This window comes from Vibrio sp. dhg, assembly GCF_003443775.1.
Taxonomy (GTDB): Bacteria; Pseudomonadota; Gammaproteobacteria; order Enterobacterales; family Vibrionaceae; genus Vibrio; species Vibrio natriegens.
This window is the reverse complement of record NZ_CP028943.1, coordinates 1,534,412-1,557,810: the sequence shown is the minus strand read 5'-3', so window position 1 is coordinate 1,557,810 and position 23,399 is coordinate 1,534,412. Positions and strand designations below refer to the sequence as shown.

Below are 23,399 nucleotides of genomic sequence, written 5' to 3'. Positions count from 1 at the left end.
TTATATTCAATTCGTTGTAGTGTGATATCAATTCAGACAGAGAAGCAAGTCGAAGTCACTATCAGAAACAAAAACACCGGCTTAAAGCCGGTGTTTTATAACTCTCGGATATGTCGAAAATTATAGGAAGTGCAAAGATGCATTCACAGAGAACGTACCGATATCGTCTTTATCTGCTGTGTAGTTCATGTAGCTTGCGCCCACAGAAAGTGGGCCAAAGATGAAGTATTCAGCACCAACACCGTACATTAGATCGAAGTCGTCATCGTCGCTACCGCCTTTCACTTCTTTATCCCATTGGTGGATACCACCTTTTGCGTAAATGTGCAGCGGGCCGAAGTCGATGCTTGGCTTTAGTGCTGCGTAGTAAGAGGTAAGTTTTGTATCGCGACCGTCAACGTTAAATTCACCGTGTTGAGTCACACCAGCTTCAATACCGATGATTGGAAGAATACCTGTACCTACATGTACTGAGTATGATGTATCCGTCTCGCCTTTGTAATCAGACTGACCTACAGATGCGCCACCGTAAATCCAAGAATCTGCCATTGCTGCAGAAGATGCGCTAAGTAGTGCCACTGCTAATAGAGTTTTTTTCATCATTTACCTTTTACTCTTTTCATTCCTACGTCTTATCAATCTGACGTAGACACTGCAAATACAAGGGAGGCAAACTATTGCCTCCCTAGAACTAAAAACAACACATTTATCAAATACTAGCAATTACTATACCAGTAACCGCACGAGAGTTGATATAAATAACTGTCACGATTGTACTTTACGCTAACAAGCATCAATCGCGTTTTTGACTCGTTTGTCAGACACCGGATACGGAGTGCCTAATTGCTGAGCAAAATAACTGACGCGCAATTCTTCTAGCATCCAACGCACTTCTTTTACGTTTTCTGGAATAGCCATTCCTTTTGGAATCTTATTCAATAACTCTTTGTAGTCCTTGGTTACTGACTCGATTTTCAACATATGCAGGCGATCTTTATTCGGATCGATTGGCAACTTCTCCATACGGCGTTCAATTGCACGCATGTAACGGAGAATGTCTGGTAGACGTTTCCAGCCACACTCAGTAGCAAAGCCTTTGAAGATCAAACCCTCGATTTGAGCTTTGATGTCGGACAGTGCAAACGCCATGGTAAAGTCGATCTTACCTTTCAACTTCTTATTGATGTTAAAGGCGGTCGTCAAAATGGTTTCTACTTGCTTAGCAATTTCAACCACGGTATCGCCGAGTTCAGCTCGAACGTGTTCTTTCAACTTTTCAAATTGCTCTGGTTCCCAAACTAATCCGCCCTGCTCTTCGATAAGTTTATCGACGCCACAAGCAATACAGTCATCAATCAGATCCAGTACTTTTCCATACGGGTTAAAGTACAAGCCCAGTTTCGATTTGTTCGGCAAATTGGCGTGCAAGTATTTAATAGGCGACGGTACATTCAACAAAATTAAACGACGCTGACCAGCACGCATCGCCGAGATTTGCTCGTATTCTGTCTCGTATAGTTTGATTTCAACGCTATCTTTGGTGTCAACAAGAGCTGGGTACGCTTTCACATCATAACCGCCGCGTTTTTGTTGATACACTTTTGGCAGTTCGCCAAAGCTCCACGTATGCAAGCCCTGCTGCTCGATATCATCGTCAGCCACTTTTGAAAGCGTTTCCTGAACTTTCTCTTTCAGGCTTTCTTTCAGCTCATGAAGGTCTTTGTTTTCCTTTAGCTTACGATTGCGATGATCAACGGCGCGGAATGTCACTTTCAAGTGTTCCGGTACCTGATCCAGCTTCCAGTCTTCACGCAGTACTTCTACACCCGTCATGCGTCGTAACTCTTTCTCAAGTGAGTCAAGAAGTGGCGCTTCCATTGGCGTAGAACGAGCTAAGAAAGCATCTGCGTAATTTGGCGCTGGCACAAAGTTCTTACGAATAGTTTTTGGCAACGACTTAATCAGGCTCACCACAAGTTCATGTCGCAGACCTGGGATCTGCCAGTCAAAGCCGGCTTGTTCCACCTGGTTAAGGATTGGTAGCGGCAGATGGACCGTTACGCCGTCACTATCATCGCCCGGTTCAAACTGGTAGCTAAGCTTGAGTTTTAAACCATTTTGGTGCCAGAAGTTCGGGTAATCTAAGTCAGTAACATGGCTGGCATCGCCCTTGAAAAGCATCTCTTTTTCAAAGTTAAGCAGTTCCTTGTTTTCTTTCGACGCTTTTTTCCACCATGAATCAAAGTGTTTACCAGAAACCACTTCGGTACCGACGCGTTGGTCGTAGAAATCAAATAGCTCATCGTCATCGACCAAAATATCGCGACGACGAGATTTATGCTCCAGCTCTTCGACTTCTTGCAATAGTTTGCGGTTTTGCTTGAAGAACGCGTGTTTGGTTTCCCACTCGCCTTCAACTAACGCACTGCGAATGAAGATTTCACGACTGATAGATGAATCAATGTTACCGTAATTCACCAGACGTTTAGGGACGATTGGCACTCCATACAGCATAACTTTTTCGTACGCCATAACCGCAGCGCGTTTCTTCGACCAGTGCGGTTCGCTATAGCTGCGTTTGATTAAGTGCTTGGCTAATGGCTCAATCCATTCAGGCTGAATTTTTGCAATAATTCGACCCCAAAGTTTTGAGGTTTCTACCAACTCCGCTGACATGATCCATTTAGGCTGTTTCTTAAACAAGCCAGACGCAGGGAAGATATGGAAACGGGCGTTACGCGCACCCTGATACTCATTCTTCTCCTGATCTTTCATACCGATGTGAGATAACAGGCCAACCAGAATTGCGCTGTGCACACCATGATATGACGCAGGCTCGTCATTGAGCTTAAATTCCATTTCACGCATGGATTGGTGAATTTGGAAATAAACGTCTTGCCACTCGCGAACACGCAAGTAGTTCAAGTAATCTTGCTTACACTGTTTACGGAACTGATTACCCGTCAGCGCTTTTTGCTGCTTCTGAATGTAATCCCAAAGATTTACTAACGTCAGGAAGTCAGACTCTTCATGGAAAAAGCGACGGTGCTTATCGTCTGAAGATTGTTGTTTGTCCGATGGGCGCTCACGTGGGTCTTGGATCGACAACGCGGCTGCAATCACCATCAATTCTTTTAACGCACCGTACTTTGGTGCCTCTAACACCATGCGCGCTAAACGCGGGTCGATTGGTAATCGTGCCAGCTGGCGACCCGTTGGGGTAAGGCGCTTTTTCGGATCTTTTGCATCTGAATTAATCGCACCCAACTCTTCTAGCAGGCGTACACCATCTTGAATGTTGCGTTTGTCTGGCGCTTCAACAAATGGGAACGCTTGAATATCGCCTAAACCAAGAGCCGTCATTTGCAGGATTACCGACGCTAGGTTGGTACGCAGAATTTCTGGATCGGTAAACTCTGGGCGTGACTCGAAATCTTCCTCTGAGTAGAGGCGAATACAGATACCCTCTTCCACACGACCACAACGACCTTTACGCTGGTTCGCACTTGCCTGAGAAACAGGCTCAATTGGAAGACGCTGTACTTTAGTTCGGTAACTGTATCGACTGATACGCGCGGTACCTGGGTCAATCACATATTTGATGCCCGGAACGGTTAACGACGTTTCCGCTACGTTGGTTGCCAATACAATACGGCGCCCAGCGTGTGGTTGGAATATCTTGTTCTGCTCACCAGCCGACAAACGCGCATACAAAGGTACAATCTCTGTACTCTTAAGATTACGTTTAGAAAGCGCATCTGCCGTATCACGGATTTCACGTTCACCGTTCATGAAGATCAGAATATCGCCCAAACCTTCGTCACACAGCTCATCGACGGCTTCGAAGATACCTTCTAACTGGTCACGATCGTTATCCTCATCGCCGCTTAACGGACGGTAACGTGTTTCTACTGGGTAAGTACGACCAGACACCTCAATAATTGGGGCATCGTTGAAGTGCTTGGAAAAACGTTCCGGATCGATGGTTGCCGACGTAATGATGACTTTTAAATCTGGACGACGTGGCAGAAGTTCTTTTAAGTAGCCCAAAATAAAATCGATGTTCAGGCTACGCTCGTGCGCTTCATCGATAATGATAGTGTCATATTGATTCAAAAAACGGTCGTGCTGGATTTCTGCCAGCAAAATACCGTCTGTCATCAATTTAATCTGAGTGTTCTCTGAGATTTGATCGTTAAATCGAACTTTATAACCAACAAATTCACCGAGCTTAGTTTCCATCTCTTCCGCGATGCGATTTGCTACGGAACGCGCAGCAAGACGACGAGGCTGAGTATGACCAATCAGGCCAAATTTACCACGGCCAAGCTCTGCACAAATTTTTGGTATCTGCGTGGTTTTACCCGAACCCGTTTCACCAGCGATAATAACCACTTGGTTTTCATCAATCGCCTTTGCAATGTCGTCTTTCTTTTGACTAACAGGCAGGATCGCAGGATATTCGATTTTTGGCTGATAACTGCCACGTTGTTCGACTTCCATCATCGACTTAGCAATGTCTAAAGCGATTTCATCAAACACGACATTACGCGATGCATCTTTCTTAATTTTACTTGCGCCAGAAATACGTTTACTTAAGCGAAAACGGTCGCGCATCATGCACTGATTAAGTGCTTTGCGTAGCGAGGCGGCATTGTTCACTTGAGCATGAGGCGCTTGAACTTTCTTTGCTCCATTTTCTGGCGCAGATTGCGCTTCAGCGGAGGTTTTCTTTGTAGGCTGTGACGAAGTCAAAGCGTTTCCTATTCTTTTCATTACATAAAACTGCGCGAATTGTATCACAACAGGGCCAAGACAAGACAACTGAAAGCTTATTCAATTTTTTCGAACAACTTAAGCAAACAAGTCGGGTTTAGAACCTCAGCCCATTGCTTATAATGCATCACATAGTCGAAAGCACTTATTTAAGGAATAACCATTATGTCTCGTGTACTAGCTCTAAAATCAAGCATCCTTGGCGACAACTCACAATCAAACAAGTTGGTTGAAGAGTTCATCAAAAACGTAGCTCAAGACAAACTAACGGTTCGTGATTTAGCGGCGAACCCACTGCCGGTGCTTGATCTTACCGTAGCGACAGCACTACGCTCGACAGGTGACCTTTCTCAGGAACAACAACAAGTTGTTGAGTTGTCAGATTCACTTATCGAAGAAATGAAAGCTGCGGATACGCTAGTCATTGCAGCGCCAATGTATAACTTCACGATTCCAACTCAGCTTAAAAACTGGATTGACTTGATTGCTCGTGCAGGTGTGACATTTAAATACACAGAAAATGGCGTTCAAGGTCTGTTTGAAAACAAAAAAGCGATTGTTGTAACGACTCGTGGCGGTATTCACAAAAATGCTCCGACAGACAACATCACGCCTTACCTACGCACGGTACTTGGTTTTGTTGGTATCGCTGATGTGGAATTTGTTTACGCTGAAGCCCTAAACATGGGTGAAGATGCGGCAGCAAAAGGTATCACTGAAGCTCAGAGCCAACTAGCGACGCTAGCGTAAGCTTGATTCAACTAGTATGAATACAAAAGGGATGGTCAAAATAGCCATCCCTTTTTCATTGACCACTTCATCTTTAGCTAATAATAAGTCCTTTACCAGCATGCTCTAGGGTGTTGGGTTATGAACCTTCGGTTTTATTTTCGTCTGCGGTCTTCTCTATGTTTTCTAGCGCGTTCTTATAGAGTTGCTCTAATACTTCTTCAGCCTCCTGAACCATACGCTCGACCATTGCATCAAACGCAACATCGCTGGGTATCTCTATTTCCTCACCCACACGCACTTCTATTGAGTCAACGTAAAGCACTAACCATCCGTCGCCTTCCATATGCCCTTCTCCGTTAACCACAAAGAATCGCTTGGCGAACTCGTCATTAGTGCAGTTTGTTCCCTCAATCTGAATGTTATATGAAGAATCAATGCTCATCGTGCTAATGCCATCAAATTTATCGGATGCATTGCAAATGGCTTTAACCTTTGCGCGATAAACAAATTTCAGTTGGGGTAATAGTGTATTAGTTTTCATCTCACTGAGAATGGGTGATATTTTTCGCGGTGACAAATCCGACCTTTTGATCTCGTTGTAAAATGGAAAGACATTCAAGCCCCAACCATAAATGCCAGCAGTGAGGCATGCCGGAGCCATTTCACGTATTTTCTATAAAATTGGTCGATAAAAAAGCAATCATTCGTTAATTGAAACTTTACGCTTATGTTCTTTCTAAATGGGCCGTTACAATGTGAAATGTTGTCATATACGTGACAGAATAAATCTTATGCTTTGATAAATTGGCATTGAATTTCGTTGAAATAGAATGAATTACCTAACAAGTTGTGCCAGTTATGTCTCTAGCCCTAACGATAACGAATAAAAAGTGAAAGTATCAGAACTCATTTCCATCCTTAATAATTTGCCGACCAACACTGACCCAGATATTGTTATGGGAGAAGAGTGGCTGCCGGAAAGATTGGTGGAAACAAAACTCGACGGCAATCTGTTATTTTTGAGCTTCGACAATGCACCAGAAGAATGTCAGGCAGAAGAAGGTCGGGGTTTCGTTGACCATGAAATTGATTTAATTCGTACTCGATTACGACAGGTTCTGGACGAAGACAGCGATAACGATTCGAAGACAGAAGCGATGCTAGGGTTGTTTCTTGCGGGTCACGAATTGAGTAGCGCTCAAGTAGTAGAAATATTAGAAGAATCAGACAAATAAGGAACCAGTTTGGCTGCATCATTAGACAAAACCCAACATCCTCATCTTCCTCTTATCATTGCGGGCCCTATTCTCCGCAAAGTGACCGCATCAGAAGTGAATATTTGGCTGGTCACGACCAAGCCATTAGAAGGGTTCATCGAAATCAACGATGCAAACTCTGCGACTTCGTATCACACTGAGGACTTTGAAAAGCTCACTCAACTTCAGGTTGGTGAGCAAGCTTGGGTTTGTTTACTGTCATTAAAAGCTGACTTCCCTACTCATCAGTCACTTCGATATCAGCTCCACACGCAAGACGGTCTGCTAACAGAGCTACTGCCTCACTTGTGTTATGAGCACGATAACAATATGCATAAGGGCATTGAATTTTTAATCAGTGAAAAAGCCGATTATGTCCTTCATGGTTCTTGCCGCAACCCACAACATTTTAGTGACGATGCTTTAGTTGCAGCCGATGTAAAAGTGGCTCAACAAAGCGTAGAATCTCGCCCAGACATGCTAATCATGAGCGGTGATCAGGTTTATGTTGATCATGTAGCTGGGCCAACCTTGGATGCGATTGAGCAAGTAATCGAGTTACTGGGATTGCCGGATGAGCAATTTCAACAAGCACCAATCACCGACACCAAAGCGCTTTATCAACACGCTGCGTGTTTTTATGGCCGCGACCAGTTGCTACCGCATTACGTCGATGACGGCAGCCTGCTCAGTCAGTTTTTTCCTCACCGTGGCACCCCTATTTTCAGCTCTAAAGAGTGTGAAAATCACCTGATCAGTTTTGCCGAATGTTTTGCCATGTACCTCTTGGTTTGGTCGCCGACGCTTTGGCATCTCATCAAGCGTGACCGATTGCTGGAGAATCAATTCCTTGTCGGAGGCAACACGCTCGCGCCCAACTGGCAACAAAAATGGCGTGAGGAAAAAACGCAAATAGATAAGTTTGTCAGCGGTTTAGATCGCGTACAGCGCCTTCTTGCGCACCTTCCGACTTACATGATTTTTGATGATCACGATGTGACGGACGACTGGAACTTGACCATTGGCTGGGAACAAGCGGCATACACCAACCTTTTTGCAAAACGAATAATCGGAAATAGCCTGATCGCCTATTGGTGTTGTCAGGGCTGGGGCAACGCACCGGAAAAATTCGATGACGCGTTTATGGTTCACATAAAAGATTTTCTTGAGCAACGCACTGCCAAAGCTCAAGATGACCTGATTCAGTACCTCTATCGCTTCGAGAACTGGCATTACACGATTCCGACCTCCCCCAAAGTCGTGGTTTTGGATACCCGAACTCGTCGCTGGCGGTCAGAATCTAAAATGAATAAGCCGTCTGGCTTGATGGACTGGGAAGCGTTAATTGAGTTTCATCAAGAACTGGTTCACGAAGATAAAGTGATCATCGTATCTGCAGCGCCGATGTTCGGTGTGAAATTTATAGAATCGCTACAACGCGTGTTTACCATGTTTGGTAAGCCATTATTGGTGGATGCCGAAAACTGGATGGCGCATCCCGGCAGTGCGAACACGCTCGTCAGTATTTTCACTCATACTAAAACACCGACTAACTTTGTGATTTTGTCGGGGGATGTCCATTACTCTTTTGCTTACGACATCAAATTACGCTTTCGAAAAAGCAGCCCGAACATCTATCAAATCACCTGTAGCGGTATTAAGAATCAATTTCCGACAAGACTACTCACTATTTGTGATGCGCTGGATAGAATGCTTTACAGCCCCCGCTCGCCACTAAACTGGTTCACCAAGCGTAAGCGACTCAAAATTTATAAGCGTGCGCCAAGTAGTCATAACTTTTATCGTTTGGTTAACCACAGTGCGATCGGAGAATTACATCTCGATGATGACGGTAAGCCTAGTCAAATCAGTATACTTACCGCAGATAACCAAGAAGTTCATTTTCCACCGACGAGAATAGAAAATTGATCACCTTGATTGATAGCGTCGTATTCTAAATGTAAAGAATTCGTAATTTCAGGTTTCACCCCTTGAGATTTAAGTCACATATAACCATGTTTAAAAGATAGTTATCAGTTTGGTGTTTACTATGTTCAATTCTCTCACATCTCTATTTAAACAGCTTCTCGATGGCGAGGATCTGGCACAGACTCATACCGTGTCTCCCAACATGGCGATTGCATGCTTACTTTGTGAAGTGTCCGGCGCCGACCACCAAGTGGATGAAAAAGAGCTAGAAACAAAACATTCTCTTTTAATGAAGTTGCTTTCGCTGAGCGCTGCAGAGGCGACACAATTACTGGAAAAAGCGGCACAAACAACAAAAGAGTCCGCGTCATTGTATGACTTCACTTCTCAATTAAGAGAGTTAACTCAAGAAACACGTTACAACCTGATCAAGAGTATGTGGGAAGTGGCGTATTCTGACGGGCAAATTGACCCGCTTGAAGATGCAGTCATCCGTAAGACGGCAGAATTGCTCTATGTTGACCACAAAGACTTTATTCGCGCCAAACTGCAATCGCAGTAGTGTCACCACCTACTCGTCACCCAATAAAAAACGCGCTGAAGTTCAGCGCGTTTTTATTTTATAGAAGCCAACGTGTTGTTATTAAGACTGGTCAAGATTTGAATTTGTTTGACAAGGTCGAGATTAGACAAACTCCATGACAGAAAAACACAAGTTGGATTAAAGATTCATTACAAACCCACAACTAAAGCATAGTCAGTGCGAGTTTGGCTAGGTTATACGCATCAACATAACCAGAATGTTGGCGGCCTTCCCATTCAATCCCTTTCGCTTCTTGGGCAGCGCGATGACCAATGCGCTTTTCTTTGAGACGGTTTTGAATACGGTAAAGTGTCGCTAGGTTAATGAACTCAGTAAATGGCGCTTCGATGCCCTTTTGTTTGCACTCATCAAGTAAAATCGTGTCATCTCGCCCCCATGAGGCGTAAATTTTGTTGCGGCCGCCGAAGTTCTTAACCATAGACTTCAACACTTCTTCAAGTGGTCGACCTTGTTTCTCGATTTTACGTGGTGTAATCCCCGTTAGCTCGGCGCAGAACAACGAGACTTCATCGTGTTCAGGCTTAACATAGTACTGAGCACGTTTAACGATCTCACCTTTGGACAAATCTATTTCAGCCAACCCGACTTCGATGATCTCGCCAGTACGGCCAACGCCATTCTCGTTCCAGCAACACATTTCTAAATCGAAGCAGACGATACGGTTATGGTTCATAGTTTGTCTTGATTCCTAACATAGATTTTAAAGCGAGAGATTCTACCTCAATGGCAGGTAAAACTCGAATGCGCTTGCCGATTTAATCACCGATTGCACTGGGTTAACGCTATTTTATAAAGTGATTCGACAAATTTAGGTTCTTATACTGCTGTATGAACACGATGTATAACGTCGGTGAAAACCGAGGCAAGTTGTCATTAATTGCGGAAATATCGTACTTCTGGCATACCATGGCCTTTAAAGCGTGTTCCAATCGTTGGTTTTTCGCGCTAATCGTGCGGTAAATTTACGAATTATTACAGCGTTAAGCCTTGAATATGCTAACATCCGACATCATTTTAGTGTCTAAACTTGGTGCAAGATCGCAAAGACGATCAATTTAATAAACACATTGAGCCTATGCACCAATGAATCAATAGAAAGAGAAAAACGTCATGAACATTGATTTGAACCTAATTCCTCAAACGTTCGATATGCTTCACGCTGGTCTTGCTGCTTCGAGCGTATTGCTTTTGCTGGTTGCTGTATCACGTAAATCGAAAGTGATTGAGAAAGTAGTAGAAAAGCCGGTTGAGAAAATCGTCGAGGTTGAAAAACCTGTCGAGAAGATCGTAGAAGTTGAAAAAGTCGTTGAAGTAGAAAAAGTGGTTGAAAAGGTTGTTGAAGTTGAATCAAAACTGGCAACTGCTTCTACTGACTCTGCAATGCAACTGCTTTCTATTATGCAGCAAGAAGCTCGCCTAATTGACTTCCTACAAGAAGACTTAACGTCATTCTCAGATGAAGAAGTTGGCGCGGCCGCTCGCGTTATCCACACTGGTGGTAAAAAAGTATTAAGCGATTACGTAACGCTTGCACACGTACGTAACGAAGAAGAAGAAACCCGCATTACGGTTGAAGAAAACTTTAACCCACAAGAAATTCGCCTAACTGGCAATGTTACAGGCAGTGCACCATTCCACGGAACACTGGTTCACAAGGGCTGGAAGGCTACATCAATGAACTTGCCTAAACTGGCTGAAAATTACGATGCATCAGTCATCGCTCCAGCCGAGGTTGAGCTGTAATGGAACACATGAACCAAGAAAACATTTCTCAAGAAGAAAACATCCAAGAGACGGCAGAGCAGCAGTCTCCTAAATTTAGCGTTGGTATCGACTTAGGTACGACACACTGTGTGATGTCTTTTGTCGATACTCACGATGAAGATGCTCGTGTAGAAGTTATGCCGATTCCACAATTGACGGCACCTGGCACAGTAGAAACTCGCAGCCAACTTGGCTCGTTCCTGTACCAACCTCACGAACACGAAATGAATCCTCAATCACGCGTACTGCCGTGGTCTAGTGAGCCTAAAGCACTGGTTGGTGCGATTGCGCGTAACCTGGGTTCAAAAACGCCAATTCGCTTGATTGCCAGTGCTAAATCGTGGCTTTGTCATGGCGGCGTAAACCGTCGTGATGCGTTCCTGCCAGCTGGTAGCCCTGAAGAAGTCGAAAAAGTATCCCCTCTTCGTGCAACCGAGTTGTACCTTGAACATCTAAAAGACGCCTGGAACCACACTCATCCTAATCACAATCTTGCTGAGCAAGATGTGACAATTACCGTTCCTGCATCGTTCGACCCAGCGGCACGTGACCTAACGGCAGAAGCTGCGCGCAACGTTGGTTTTGTTCATCTGACACTACTAGAAGAGCCTCAGGCTGCGCTTTACAACTGGATCGACAACAGTAACGACAAATGGCGTGACGAAGTTGAAGTTGGCGACATCGTTCTGGTGGTTGATATCGGTGGTGGTACAACCGACCTATCTTTGGTGGAAGTAACTGAAGACGACGGTAACCTGAGTCTTAGCCGTATCGCAGTAGGTGAACATATCCTACTTGGCGGTGACAACATGGACCTTGCCCTTGCGTACCGCTTGAAAATGAAGCTTGCGCAAGAAGGTAAAGATCTACAACCGTGGCAAGTACAGGCAATGACACACGCTTGCCGCGATGCCAAAGAAGCGCTTCTGAACGACAGCGAGCTGCAATTTGTGCCAATCGTTGTTCCTAGCCGTGGCTCTAAACTGCTTGGCGCAACGCTAAAGACCGAACTGACGCAGGAAGAAGTACAGCAAACGCTGGTTGATGGTTTCTTCCCACAAGTTGCGATTACTGATCACCCTGTTCAGCGTAACCGTGGTGCACTGACGCAGATGGGTCTGCCTTATGCTCAGGATGCAGGTATCACGCGTCACATTGCTGCCTTCTTGTCTAAGCAAGCAAACGCTCAAGGTGGTGGTGAGTCTGCACCAGCTCAAGACTACAACCCATTTGCGAACATGCCGGGTATGCCAGGCGCTGAAGCTGCTCAATCAGCAGATTTCATCAAACCAACCGCGATTCTGTTTAACGGTGGTGTACTGAAATCAACGCTATTGGCCTCTCGCTTAGAAGACACCATTAACGAATGGTTGCTTGAAGCAGATGCAGAAATGGCGAAACGTCTGACTGGCGTTGATCTCGATCTTGCGGTAGCAAGTGGTGCGGCTTACTACGGCTCAGTTCGTCGTGGTCAGGGCGTTCGTATTCGCGGTGGTATCGCTTCGGCTTACTACGTAGGTATCGAAAGCGCAATGCCAGCGATTCCGGGTATGGTACCTCCAATGGAAGCCCTATGTGTGGCACCATTTGGTATGGAAGAAGGCTCAAGTGTTGACGTACCAAGCCAAGAGTTTGGTTTGGTTATCGGCCAACCAGTAAACTTCCAGTTCTTTGGTTCGACAGTACGTCGTGATGACCTAGCAGGTACTCATCTTGATCACTGGGCACCAGAAGAGCTTGAAGAGTTACCAGAAATTCAAGTAACGCTACCAGTATCCGAAGGTCGTCGTGAAGGCGAAGTGGTTCCTGTCACTCTGGCATCTCGCGTGACAGAACTTGGTACGCTTTACCTGGAAGCAATTGCCGCCGATAACGGTCAAAAATGGCACGTTGAGTTCGATGTGCGTGAAGACGCAAAAAATGACTCAAACGAAGAAGAATAAATAGAAATCAAACGGCATCCAATCGGGTGCCGTTTTTAAATACACGAAGGTTTGTATGGCATCTCCTCGTTTTCTAGTTGGTATTGACCTTGGCACGACAAATACTGTGGTCGCCTATTGTGAAATCACCGACAACCTTGAACAATCCGAAGTATCCCTATTTGATATCGACCAATTAATTGGTCCTGGTGAAGTGGTTCGTAAACCGCTGCTACCCTCTTTCCGTTACCACCCGGCTCAGGGACAAATTTCCCCGTCTGATTTAACCTTGCCTTGGGAGAATCAGCCTGTTTCTGGCGACATTAAAAATGTCATCGTCGGTGAATGGGCACGTGAACTAGGCGCGAAAGTTGAAGGACGTCAGGTATCGAGCGCAAAAAGTTGGCTCTCCCATCAAGCGGTCGACCGTAGCTCAGACATTCTTCCTTGGGCTGGCGCACAAGACGTTGATAAAGTCTCACCCGTAATTGCCAGCGCAAGTTATCTAAATCACATCCGTCAGGCATGGAACTATCGTCATCCGAGTAACAAGCTGGAAGACCAAGACGTCGTGGTTACCGTCCCTGCATCGTTCGATGAAACGGCACGTAAACTCACCCTTGAAGCAGCCGATCTAGCCGGATTGAAGAAGATTGTCCTACTCGAAGAGCCACAAGCGGTATGTTACGACTGGTACGCACGCCATCAACAAACGGCGGCCGACGAACTCAAAGACCTGCCGCTAATCCTTGTCTGTGACGTGGGTGGTGGTACTACCGACTTAAGCTTGATTGAGGCTAAGTTCAAACAAAGTAATGACAGCGAGAGTGAGCTGGCCCTTGACCGTATAGGCGTTGGTGAACACCTCATGCTGGGCGGTGACAACCTCGACTTGGCACTAGCGCACCTGGCAGAAAGCCGCTTCAATCAAAACAAAAAGCTGACAGCTGCAAGCCTAACAAAGCTGATTCAGCAGACCCGAAAAGCGAAAGAAAACCTGCTTTCTTCAAACGCCCCTGAAGAAGTTAAAATCACTATGCTGGGTAGCGGCTCAAAACTACTTGGTGGCACCAAGAGCATTGCGCTGAGTAAACAAGAAGTACACCAAATTGCCCTAGATGGCTTCTTCCCGCTTTCTGAATTTAATGAAGTACCTGACAAACGACGCAGTGCCGTTGTCGAGTTTGGGTTGCCTTACGTCGCAGATCCTGCAGTAAGTAAACACGTAGCCGATTTCCTAACTCAGCATCAGCAAGTGTCGCGATCTGCTCTTGGCATAGAAGACGAAAAACAAAACGCGATTCCGGTCGGCTTACTACTCAATGGTGGTGTGTTTAACAGCGACCTTGTCACAGAGCGTGTCACTACCCTACTCTCAGACTGGCGCGGTGCTCCTGTCACGGTTTTGGATAACCCACATCCTGATTGGTCCGTTGCTCTTGGCGCCGTTGCCTTTGGTAAAGCACGACGTGGAGCCCAGCTAAAAATCGGTGGCGGTGCTGCTCGTTCTTACTTCCTGCACCTGCAAGAGAAAAACAAAATGGGCAAAGCCCTTTGTTTGCTAGCAAAAGGGACGGAAGAAGGTCATGAGATTCGCTTAAGTGGTCGTCGATTCTCGCTTACACTTGGCGAGCCGGTTCGATTTAATCTTCTTACCTCAACCCACGATACGCTAACCAACAACACCGCGATTCAAAATGGTGTGATGGTTGACGTTGATCCTGACTTATTTGTTCCACTTCCGCCGTACATCACCACATTAGAAGGCGAAGGTGCTGAGCTGCACGCAAACCAAAAAGAGCGTGTCGAGGTACAACTCGCTTGCCAGTTAACGGAAGTGGGCACACTCAAAATGGAATGTGTCAGCGCAGAAGACGACACTAAACGTTGGGCGCTAGAATTTGAAGTACGTAACAAACAAGCAGACGACAACGAAGACGTACAACTTCATCCAAAGTTGAATGAGTGTAAGGAGCTTGTGGCTCGTCTTTACAGTGGTAATAAGAAAAGTGCCGACAGCAAAGAGATCAAAACGTTAGCGAAAGATCTTGAGAAGAAACTGGGTAAGCGTGATGAATGGGACTTCACAACGCTTCGTCAGTTATTCGATGCATTTGCTCAAGGCAGAAAACGCCGCCGTCGTTCAGAGCAACATGAAAAGAACTGGCTTCGACTTGCGGGCTTTGCATTGCGCCCGGGGTTTGGTGATCCAACCGATTCTTGGCGTATCGAACAGATTTGGGGACTTTACCAACAAAACATTCAGTTTAAAAACCATCAAGGATGGACAGACTGGTGGGTATTCTGGCGTCGTATTGCTGGTGGCTTAAACCAGGAACAGCAAGAAACGATTTTGGCTGACATTGCGAAATATCTGCACCCAGGCGCAATGAAGAATCCACAATCCGCCAAGGCTGCGCAAGACATGGGCTACGAGTCAATGGTTCGACTGTCAGCATCGTTGGAAAATCTGGAAGTCGAAGATAAAGTGCTTTTGGCAACGTGGTTCCTAAGTAAAGCCATTAACCAAAATCAATTCCAACAAGCACACTGGTGGGCAATGGGCCGACTTGCATCTCGTACTCCGCTATACGGTAGCCAGCACAGTGTTATTCCCCGTGAGCAAGCAGAACAGTGGCTTCCAAAACTGTTAGATCAAAACTGGCAAAAAGAACCAATGATCGCGTTTGCGGCTGTCATGATTTGTCGTAAAACAGGAGACCGTCTGTTCGACATCTCAGATGACTATCGCGAGCAGGTTCTGGCGAAGCTGAAACAAAGTAAAGTGCCGGAGTCTTGGGTCTCTTTGGTTGAAGAAGTGAAAGAACTTTCTGATAGTGAATCGAAGCGTGTCTTCGGTGATGCACTCCCAAGTGGTTTAACGCTGGTTCATCACTAAGCTTTTTCTCCATAGAAATGCTAAAAAAATGCACAAAGCCCTTCGTTGAAGGGCTTTGTTTTATCTGATGTCTCTACAAACAACGGGTTAATTCAACTCTGTAGTAATCACCACATCGCGCGTTTCGTTATCCATGTCACTGATGCCGACCACTGAGACTTCGCGATCCGAAAGTGTCTCAATCAAGCTGTCTTCTAATCCGCCATCAGCTAACCAAGTATAAAATTTCTCTGCGATGCGCTCCGAACCTTCTCCAACAAACGTTAATGTGACCTTCTTCATTTGTGACACTCCATCAATTTACGATTCAGCAACTTAAGCGTAGTATGTTTGGCAAACATCGACATCTACTAAGGCTAACTTCTTTTATGACCATTGAAAAATTTGACGCGATTTACCAACGCGCCGCCGAACGTAAAGGCGGTAAAGACCAACTTGAAGCCCTGCTTACTCACCCGTTAAGTAAAACAGAGTTAGCCGCTATTCCTGATGACCGTTGGTTAGCTGCATTTTCAATGAAAGTATTTCAAAGTGGCATTTCATGGAGTGTGGTACGAAAAAAATGGCCAAACTTTGAAGAGGTCTTTTTTGGTTTCAAAATCGAGCCATTACTTATGCTTTCTGACGAACAGTGGGAAACAAAAGCGACAGACGAACGTATCATTCGCCACCTGACAAAAGTGATGTCAATTCCCGCTAACGCTCGCATGATTCATGAAGCGAGCATTGAATACGGCTCATTCGGTAAAATGGTGGCGGATTGGCCTCAAGAGAACATCACCGAACTTTGGGCTTATTTAAAAAAACACGGCAAACGCTTGGGCGGAAATACCGGGCCATATACCTTACGCCAGATGGGTGCAGACACATTTATCATCTCGAACGATGTAGAGGCTTACCTGCGCAACTGCAAGATCATTGAAGGTGGAAAAGACACCAAGAAATCCCTAGACGCAGCCAATAAAGCCTTTATTCAGTGGCAAAAAGAGAGTGACCGAAGCCTCACAGAAATCAGCCAAATCATCGCATTTAGCACGGGTGATAATCGCATCTAATTGGTAACGACTGTGCTTATCTTTTTTAATCTAAGCTTGGTCTACTAGCTTATCCTGAGCTTAGGTTAACGCCGAGATTTTCTCGCAAAACACAAGTTTATTCCGGCTTAAAGCGTTGATTAAACTCAGTTAAAGTTATGTTTTAACGCTTTAAGTTACCAATTCACTCTGAACCACCAAAACCACCATATTAACATGAATTTCACATAATTTTGTTACATTGGCGGGTTGCAGTAATAAAGTAAGAAATTCGATAGAGCATATATTCAAAATCAATACAAAATATCGTATTTATGTTTGCTCAATATTTGTGCTTGTAAACTTTTCATTTCGCCCAATAATGGTTCCATAATAATTTCAATCAGTTAAGTTGGGAGGCGGAATGAGAATTTTCTGGCAGCTACGTTGGTATTTCAAACAGAAATGGAAACACTACGTTGGCTCTATTTTACTATTGGCACTGATCTCTGTCCTCCAACTGATACCGCCAAAAGCGGTAGGCGTGATTGTTGATGGTGTCGTCGATAACACTTTAGAAACAAGCACGTTAATTATGTGGTTGTTAGGTCTTACGGCAATATTCGTTACGATCTACGTATGCAGAATACTATGGCGTATATGGCTGTTTGGCGCGAGTTGGGAGTTAGGAACCATCCTTCGTAACAAGCTTTACCGACACCTTTCAACTCAACCACCGCGCTTTTTTGAGCGTTACAAAACTGGCGACTTAATGGCTCGCGGTACCAATGATGTCAGAAACATTGTCATGACCGCTGGCGAAGGTGTGCTTACCGCCGCAGATTCGTTAATTACAGGCATTGCCGTTCTTATCGTGATGGTGACTCAAGTGAGCTGGAAATTAACGGTTATGGCGCTTTTGCCTATGCCGTTTCTTGCCATCGTCATTTTCTATATTGTGCGTATCCTTCACCAACGCTTCCGCATAGCACAAGAAGCTTTTTCTACAATGTCAGATATGACTCAAGAGTCATTGAACGGTGTTCGTATGCTGCGTGCGTTCGGCTTAGAGAAGCAAGAGCAACAACGTTTCGAAGATGTAGTGGACGACACAGGCGCGAAGAATATCGCAGTTGCGCGTGTGGATGCGCGTTTTGACCCAGCTATCCAACTGACTATTGGCCTCTCCTTTTTACTTAGCGTCGCTGCTGGTGCGTACCTCGTCGATAAGGGTGAGATCTCTCTTGGTGACTTAACCGCTTTCACTATGTATCTAGGCCTTATGATTTGGCCAATGTTGGCGTTTGCTTTCCTATTCAACATTTTGGAACGTGGCTCGGCGGCATGGAATCGTCTGCAAGAGATCTTTGATGAGCAACCTGAAATTGTCAGTGGCGACACTCCGCTGCAAGATAAGCCTCTGCCCTTGCAAATCAATATCGATACGTTTTATTGGTCAACGGATTTACCGCCTGCCCTGGCGGATATCAATGTGACGTTAGAGCCAGGAAAAATGTTAGGTATTGCAGGCCCGGTTGGAAGCGGCAAATCAACATTATTGACGCTACTTTTCCGTCAGCATGATTTGGAAAACGGCACGATTAAATTCGGTGGTGTATCAATTAAAGACGCTCAACTTCCGCAATGGCGAAACCGCTTTGCTGTGGTTAATCAAAGCCCTTTCCTGTTCTCAAAATCGATCTTTGACAATATCGCATTGGGTAATCCAAATGCGTCTAAAGAAGAAGTGTACCGAGCAGCAAAACTGGCCTGTATTCACGATGACATTGAGAAGTTTCCAGACGGATACAACACCGAAGTGGGCGAAAAAGGCATCACGCTTTCTGGTGGCCAAAAACAACGTATTGCGATTGCACGAGCCATGTTACTCAATGCTCAGGTTCTTGTTCTGGATGATGCATTGTCTGCTGTCGATGGACGTACTGAGCACCAAATCCTGAAGAACCTTGAAACACATTATCGTGATCAAGCCTTAATCGTGATTGCTCATCGTTTAACAGCACTCAAATCGGCTGATGAGATTATCGTCCTCAATCACGGTCATATTACCGAGCGTGGTCGTCATCATCTATTAGAGCAAAACCAAGGATGGTACGCGGAAATGCTTCAGTACCAGAAACTAGAACAGGCAATGGAGGAGGAATAGATGAAACAGACGAGTACATTTAGGCGGTTGTTGTCTTACCCATTGTCCCAGCCAAAACCGATGCTCAAAGGTCTAGGTCTGCTGTTTATCGCCGCATTAGCCAGCGCAGGTGGGCCTTGGTTGATTCAATATTTTATTGATGAACACATTGCCAAAGGGGATTACTCGCAAGGTGTCTTGATCACGTTAGCTGCAGGCTACATTGCTCTTCAGGTGATTTCAGCGACTTTTCAATACTTGCAGTCATTGCAGTTCAGTATGGTCGCAACCAACACCATTAAAACGATTCGTAAGCAAGTGTTCGCTGGCGTGATCAAACAGCCGCTTTCTGCCTTCGATTACACACCCGCAGGAAAGTTGGTCTCGCGAATTACTAACGATACCGAATCTCTCCAGCAGTTCTATGAGCTCTTGATTGCGACGGTGGTAAAAAATGCAGTGATGATCCTCGTAATGCTGGGGGTTATGTTCTTTATGAGCTGGCAGCTCACACTGGTTGTTTTGGTGCTACTTCCAATCGTAATTGGTTTTATGTATCTGTTTAAGCAACTCAGTACAGAAAGCTATCGCAGAATGCGTGACTTGCTCACTGACATTAACGCCAACTTAAGTGAGTCAATCCAAGGGATGAGCGTTGTTCAGTTAATGCAACAAGAAGAGCGTTTTAATAAACAGTTTAACGAGTTAACGGAAGAGCACCTAGTCGCTTCTAAACGGGTTATTCGTTTAAACGGCTATCTATTACGTCCATTAATGGATCTGTTAGCCGGTCTTGCTCTGATGAGCCTGGTTGCTATCTTTGGTTTCAATGGCGTCGAGGTAATTGGTGTCGGTGTACTTTACGCGTTCATCAGTTACCTGGGCCGCGTTACTGAGCCGTTGATTGAAATGACTCAACAACTGGCTCTATTGCAACAGGCACTAGTATCGAGTGAGCGAGTGTTTGAGCTTATAGATGCAAAAGAACAGACGTATGGCGATGATAAGGCCGTTCTCAAAACGGGATCTATCGAGATTAAAAACCTGACGTTTAGCTACGATGGAAAGCAAGACGTATTAAAAGACATCTCTATTAAAGCCGATCATCAAGATTTCATTGCCTTAGTTGGTCATACAGGAAGCGGAAAAAGTACCCTAGCCTCGCTGCTAATGGGATTTTATCCAACAGAAGTTGGCGAATTGCTAATTGATGGTCGTCCGCTCAATACGCTAGCCAAGCATGTGCTGCGTAAAGACGTGGCAATGGTTCAGCAAGACCCGCACATTCTTCCCGACTCAGTTAGGGAGAACGTTTCTTTGGGTCGCCCCGTTGAAGACACTGAAATATGGGATGCATTAGATAAGGTAGGTTTATCGGAGCAGATCCGTCGTTATCCTAACGGGCTGGATACTCAGCTAGGTCAGGGTGAAACTAACCTTTCCGCAGGTCAGAAGCAACTGCTCGCTTTAGCAAGGGTATTAGTGGCGAAACCAAAAATTCTCATTCTGGATGAAGCAACGGCAAACATTGACTCAGGCACTGAAGCTCTGATTCAAAAGAGTTTGGCGGTATTACGTCAGAATATGACTTTGATTGTAATCGCCCACCGTTTGTCTACGATCTTGGATGCCGATCAGATTGTGGTTCTTCATCATGGTGATTTAGTTGAAAAAGGTACGCACAAATCACTTCTTGCACAAGATGGCCGCTATGCGCAAATGTATCAATTGCAACAAGCTAGCAGACATTTACAAGAAATTGAGGAAGAGGAAGCAAATCAATTGGAAGAAGCGGTTTAGAGTATGCGCCCGTAGCCAGTTTACGGGCGTACTATTTTGGTGCAGTAATCACACCTTAATATTCAACTTCTGCATTTTGACGTAATTTAGCGTTACATTTCGCAACAAACGACAATAATTTTCTATTTCCTCACCGATAATTGACATAACCCCTCGCTAATTAACGCGATGTCGTTGTAAAATCGCAATTAAATTCAGCCAGTCTATTTTCTATTTCTCGATCGGCTGGTTATCACATTTCAATATTGCATATTAATCTCATGACTGAAGTCCATGGATAAAGATAAGTTTACTAATATCTATCGTTTACCAGGCTCGATTCAAATTCGCATTGGTAAATGGCAAAAAACGTTCCGCGGAACCTCAGATTTGGTTTTGCACCAAGCTTTAATGGAACGTAACAAACAATTTAAGAAACCAGACTTTCTCCCAAAAGGCTGGTGTATTACTCCTATTGACGAAAATGACATCACCGTAACGCATCATGGCAAATATATTCAGACTGTCATGAGAACCATGCTGGACAGAAAAGTTTCTTATAAAAGGCTTTTCCTTTCTCGTATGAGCGAAGACAAAGGTGAACAAGTGCTTCGTGACTACAAGTTAGAGTGGGTAAGAAAGCACAATCAGATAGCGAAGAAGTACAACCAGATTAAGAAAAAGCAGTACATGAACTTTTCCCGAGAAGAAGAAGAGACCCTCTACCCTTCTATCCCTAAAGGTGAGTTTGATAAAGCACTGTGGAACAAACTGGTGGTTTCTGCATTTGGTCCAGCAAAGAAATACAAAAACCCGCACTATGTACGCAAAGCGGATTTCTAAGCGCATCCAGTTAATGCAAAAGCAATTGCGCTGCGGCGTTTATTATGTGTAAGCCGCAGCAGCGATGAAAAGGATTAATGACGAGAATCCGCGCTAAACTCTACTTCTTTGTATATATCAGCCAGCGATTTTTTACCTTGTCTGTCTTTGGCTGAACGCGCGTTTTTTGGTTGGTAATGATACTCTTGCTCATGCAAAGCCTGTTCATGCTCTTTGGCCGACTGAACAAACTCAGAATTCGCAAGTGCTTGTTGGCGTAAGCGGTTTACTCTTTCTAGGGTTTCCCACAACATACTTCACCTCCAAACTTAATCTAAACCACAACACTGTATATACATACAGTATTGTTTATAAAATCCTCCTAGTCAAATTTTCATCTCCTTCATTGTTTACCACTATTCGACAGAGCAGTGTTCTGGATATTTATGGATAATTTGTTTTAGATAAACTTGGTTATCCCGCAAGACGTTGACACACTCACCTGACAATAAACCGTCACTTACCCATTTCTCTAACTCAATTAACGCATACGGAATAGACCATGCCTGACGATTTGGGTGGTGCGTGGTCAGTACGTCAAAGGAGTTCGCAACTGCAACAATTTGAGCGGCGATTGGAATATCCTTTTCTTCCAATCCATGCGGGTAGCCTGACCCGTTTAAATTTTCATACTGATAAGTCACCATCTGCATGAATAGCACAACACTCGGATGAACGGGGTTACCAATGCGGGCAACGGTGTCATCTGCCGACTCGATACATTGATCAATATGCTGGATGATGATGGACTCTTGCTCTTTGCTAAAATGACTACGATGACAAGCAATATCAATTGGCAATTGAATATCACTCACAGCATGGAACTGTGCGAAAATACCAATCTGTTCAACCATTTCATCCGTCAACTTATGTCGTTCCGCAAGGTGAACACCAAGCAAGTGAGCGTAAAGGCGCATTCTCTTAGTGTGGGCATAGCACTCTGGACAATAGCCAGGCATCGAACATAGCTTACGCTCAGACAGCCTTTCGATCTCATTCACAACATGATCTTCCGACTCCACGGCAAATTCGACCATATCAAAATAAGGTTTGAGCACATCCAGCGTTTCTAACTTAAATGAATTGGGTTTAACGGAATTCAAAAAGACAAAGCCGGTAAATACTTTGTTTTCGTAGCAAGGAATTGCGGCAGAAGATCGATACCCGTAGTTAAGCAGGACTTTAACGCGATCGCTGTGATTAATGTCGTTGAGATCATCAACGATACGAGGTGTTCCGTTTTGAGCCGCGGCATACAAATTGGGAAGTTTACGAAGTGGCGCTTCATAATGCGCTAAGTCCCAGTTATCAAACTCAGTGTCAGCGAAAGATATGAGCATATCTTGTCTGGGGTGATATTTTGCGAACGACACCCTGTCAATGCATGGCATATGTGCCTGCATCCTATTTTTCAACGCTTGCAATTGCTCATTAAGCGGTTTTGCAAACGGATAAAAACTACGGTGTGTCATACTTCCACTCTCCCAGTCAAACTAGGTATTGAGCGAAAAAGCCCTTTTTATCAGTTTATTGCGTAAATTATCAGAGCAAATTTTTTCAACTCAAATTTTTGATATACCACAATGTAAGTGTACAAAACAAAACCGAACATCCGCCAACTTTTTTAGTGGATATATCCAACTCACCTGATCCAGATTAAAAAAGCCAATGAGTCATACCCATTGGCTTTAAAAATG

The 23,399-nt window shown here is 44.7% G+C and carries 18 protein-coding genes; 11 read left to right on the top strand and 7 right to left on the bottom strand.

The features are described from left to right. Positions 1 to 120 precede the first annotated feature (120 nt). Together DBX26_RS07190 and hrpA are read right to left on the bottom strand one after the other, a co-directional pair. The gene (locus DBX26_RS07190) at positions 121 to 600 is read right to left on the bottom strand and encodes a porin family protein (protein ID WP_014231778.1); all 480 of its coding nucleotides are present in this window, start codon (positions 598 to 600) and stop codon (positions 121 to 123) included. A 183-nt stretch (positions 601 to 783) separates the two neighbouring features. Beyond that, positions 784 to 4,755: an ATP-dependent RNA helicase HrpA gene (gene hrpA / locus DBX26_RS07185; RefSeq protein ID WP_174234188.1), complete on the bottom strand. Its 3,972-nt coding sequence runs from the start codon at positions 4,753 to 4,755 to the stop codon at positions 784 to 786. Positions 4,756 to 4,941: 186 nt separating this feature from the next. Here hrpA and DBX26_RS07180 point away from each other — a divergent pair, with 186 nt between their 5' ends. Further along, a complete protein-coding gene (locus DBX26_RS07180) occupies positions 4,942 to 5,526 on the top strand; it encodes an FMN-dependent NADH-azoreductase (protein WP_118118499.1) in 585 nt (194 codons plus the stop codon). A 118-nt stretch (positions 5,527 to 5,644) separates the two neighbouring features. Here the strand turns inward: DBX26_RS07180 and DBX26_RS07175 are convergent, their stop codons facing one another. Then, entirely contained in the window at positions 5,645 to 5,950 is a 306-nt protein-coding gene (locus DBX26_RS07175; RefSeq protein ID WP_231113050.1) for a hypothetical protein, read from the bottom strand. A 448-nt stretch (positions 5,951 to 6,398) separates the two neighbouring features. Here DBX26_RS07175 and DBX26_RS07170 point away from each other — a divergent pair, with 448 nt between their 5' ends. From DBX26_RS07170 to DBX26_RS07160, 3 genes are all read left to right on the top strand, one after another. After that, complete coding sequence (locus tag DBX26_RS07170; RefSeq protein WP_118118495.1) at positions 6,399 to 6,743, top strand: hypothetical protein; 345 nt, start codon at positions 6,399 to 6,401, stop codon at positions 6,741 to 6,743. A 9-nt stretch (positions 6,744 to 6,752) separates the two neighbouring features. After that, positions 6,753 to 8,693: an alkaline phosphatase D family protein gene (locus DBX26_RS07165; RefSeq protein ID WP_118118494.1), complete on the top strand. Its 1,941-nt coding sequence runs from the start codon at positions 6,753 to 6,755 to the stop codon at positions 8,691 to 8,693. Between the two features lie 121 nt (positions 8,694 to 8,814). Continuing rightward, a complete protein-coding gene (locus DBX26_RS07160) occupies positions 8,815 to 9,255 on the top strand; it encodes a TerB family tellurite resistance protein (protein ID WP_020333242.1) in 441 nt (146 codons plus the stop codon). A gap of 184 nt (positions 9,256 to 9,439) precedes the next feature. Here DBX26_RS07160 and DBX26_RS07155 read toward each other — a convergent pair whose 3' ends face one another. Beyond that, the gene (locus DBX26_RS07155; RefSeq protein WP_118118492.1) at positions 9,440 to 9,970 is read right to left on the bottom strand and encodes a 3'-5' exonuclease; all 531 of its coding nucleotides are present in this window, start codon (positions 9,968 to 9,970) and stop codon (positions 9,440 to 9,442) included. Positions 9,971 to 10,407: 437 nt separating this feature from the next. Here DBX26_RS07155 and DBX26_RS07150 point away from each other — a divergent pair, with 437 nt between their 5' ends. The 3 genes from DBX26_RS07150 to DBX26_RS07140 are packed head-to-tail and all read left to right on the top strand — an operon-like array spanning position 10,408 to position 15,882. Then, on the top strand, positions 10,408 to 11,040 hold the full coding sequence (locus DBX26_RS07150) for a DUF2760 domain-containing protein (RefSeq protein ID WP_065302524.1): 633 nt from the start codon (positions 10,408 to 10,410) through the stop codon (positions 11,038 to 11,040). Continuing rightward, positions 11,040 to 13,004: an Hsp70 family protein gene (locus DBX26_RS07145; protein WP_162889677.1), complete on the top strand. Its 1,965-nt coding sequence runs from the start codon at positions 11,040 to 11,042 to the stop codon at positions 13,002 to 13,004. Before DBX26_RS07150 ends, DBX26_RS07145 begins: the two co-directional genes overlap by 1 nt. Positions 13,005 to 13,059: 55 nt before the next feature. After that, complete coding sequence (locus tag DBX26_RS07140; RefSeq protein ID WP_118118490.1) at positions 13,060 to 15,882, top strand: Hsp70 family protein; 2,823 nt, start codon at positions 13,060 to 13,062, stop codon at positions 15,880 to 15,882. An 87-nt stretch (positions 15,883 to 15,969) separates the two neighbouring features. Here DBX26_RS07140 and DBX26_RS07135 read toward each other — a convergent pair whose 3' ends face one another. After that, positions 15,970 to 16,164: a hypothetical protein gene (locus tag DBX26_RS07135; protein WP_014231767.1), complete on the bottom strand. Its 195-nt coding sequence runs from the start codon at positions 16,162 to 16,164 to the stop codon at positions 15,970 to 15,972. Between the two features lie 86 nt (positions 16,165 to 16,250). Here DBX26_RS07135 and DBX26_RS07130 point away from each other — a divergent pair, with 86 nt between their 5' ends. The 4 genes from DBX26_RS07130 (at position 16,251) to DBX26_RS07115 (ending at position 21,663) form a co-directional block, all read left to right on the top strand. Further along, complete coding sequence (locus tag DBX26_RS07130; RefSeq protein ID WP_162889676.1) at positions 16,251 to 16,937, top strand: DNA-3-methyladenine glycosylase I; 687 nt, start codon at positions 16,251 to 16,253, stop codon at positions 16,935 to 16,937. Between the two features lie 382 nt (positions 16,938 to 17,319). Further along, positions 17,320 to 19,062, top strand: coding sequence for an ABC transporter transmembrane domain-containing protein (locus tag DBX26_RS07125; protein ID WP_118118485.1), 1,743 nt, complete (start codon positions 17,320 to 17,322; stop codon positions 19,060 to 19,062). Further along, on the top strand, positions 19,063 to 20,841 hold the full coding sequence (locus tag DBX26_RS07120) for an ABC transporter transmembrane domain-containing protein (protein ID WP_118118483.1): 1,779 nt from the start codon (positions 19,063 to 19,065) through the stop codon (positions 20,839 to 20,841). 273 nt (positions 20,842 to 21,114) lie between these two features. Beyond that, positions 21,115 to 21,663 (top strand): hypothetical protein, encoded by a 549-nt coding sequence (locus DBX26_RS07115; protein ID WP_014231757.1) that lies wholly within the window; start codon positions 21,115 to 21,117, stop codon positions 21,661 to 21,663. A gap of 74 nt (positions 21,664 to 21,737) precedes the next feature. Here DBX26_RS07115 and DBX26_RS07110 read toward each other — a convergent pair whose 3' ends face one another. Both DBX26_RS07110 and DBX26_RS07105 read right to left on the bottom strand, forming a co-directional pair. Next, entirely contained in the window at positions 21,738 to 21,956 is a 219-nt protein-coding gene (locus tag DBX26_RS07110; protein WP_014231756.1) for a hypothetical protein, read from the bottom strand. Positions 21,957 to 22,058: 102 nt separating this feature from the next. Then, positions 22,059 to 23,174, bottom strand: coding sequence for an HD-GYP domain-containing protein (locus DBX26_RS07105; protein ID WP_118118481.1), 1,116 nt, complete (start codon positions 23,172 to 23,174; stop codon positions 22,059 to 22,061). Positions 23,175 to 23,399: the final 225 nt, after the last annotated feature.